At 47.0% G+C, this 857-nt stretch carries 1 protein-coding gene; it reads right to left on the bottom strand.

The features are described from left to right. On the bottom strand, nt 1-857 hold an 857-nt coding region (locus ACFIL3_RS10650), incomplete at both ends, for a hemagglutinin repeat-containing protein (protein WP_375682268.1).

Here is an 857-nt window from a genome sequence, read left to right as displayed (position 1 = left end):
CCTCCCGATTTTATCGAAGAGCCAACGGCATGAGAGGCTTGCATATCCACTTTCGTGTTTTTGGTGCGAAGATGATATTCCATCTCATCGTTTCTCACCCCTATTGTTACCTCCCCTTGGGCGCCAAGAGCAACATTACCCTTGGCATCTATATCGGAAGCAGCAATATGGATATCGCCACCCGATAGAACAGTGGTCTCTTTTCCAGAACTTAGATGAGAGCCATTGTGTAAGGCAACATGAGATGTTTCACTCCCATTCTGATTGTCCATACTGTTGCGTGTGGCATCAATCGAAACATTCCTCTCAGCTTGCAAGAGAAGTTTATCCTTTGTTTGAACATCAGAGCCTAAAATATTCAAATCTTTTCCAGAGGAAAGCGTTGTTGAGCCTCCAGAGTTGACTTCTGATTTATGATGCATGGTGGCATCACCCTGTTCATCATGGTAATGGGTTTCTGCTGAACCGATCGTCAAGTTACCTTCTTCTGTAGCCATGGCAAGATCACCTCCGGTAGTGATCCCCACCCCTGAGGCGGTGATATCTTGTTTGGCAATTACGCTCGCATTGCCCCCAGCAGAAAGCGCCTCGGTGTTTAATACTGTCTCCACGCCGTCAACCGTTGTGCGCCCTGCATCTAAACGAATATTCTTCTCCGCAAGGAGAACAGCATCGTTACCCGCCGCAAAATGCCCCCCTTTACTAAAAATATCCCCACCATGCACATGCAATTGGTGGTTTGCCGCAATACGCCCTGAATTGATAATCGTTGAATTGCTTGTATTCTGGCTGGTGATATTGACATCATCGCCCATGATCAAAGCCCCAGCAGAAACAAAGGAGGCTCTGTCTTTTTC

The sequence above is a fragment of the Bartonella sp. CE47NXGY genome, from assembly GCF_042195415.1.
Lineage (GTDB): Bacteria > Pseudomonadota > Alphaproteobacteria > Rhizobiales > Rhizobiaceae > Bartonella.
The sequence above is the reverse complement of the archived record's forward strand: the minus strand, read 5'-3'. Positions and strand labels throughout refer to the sequence as shown.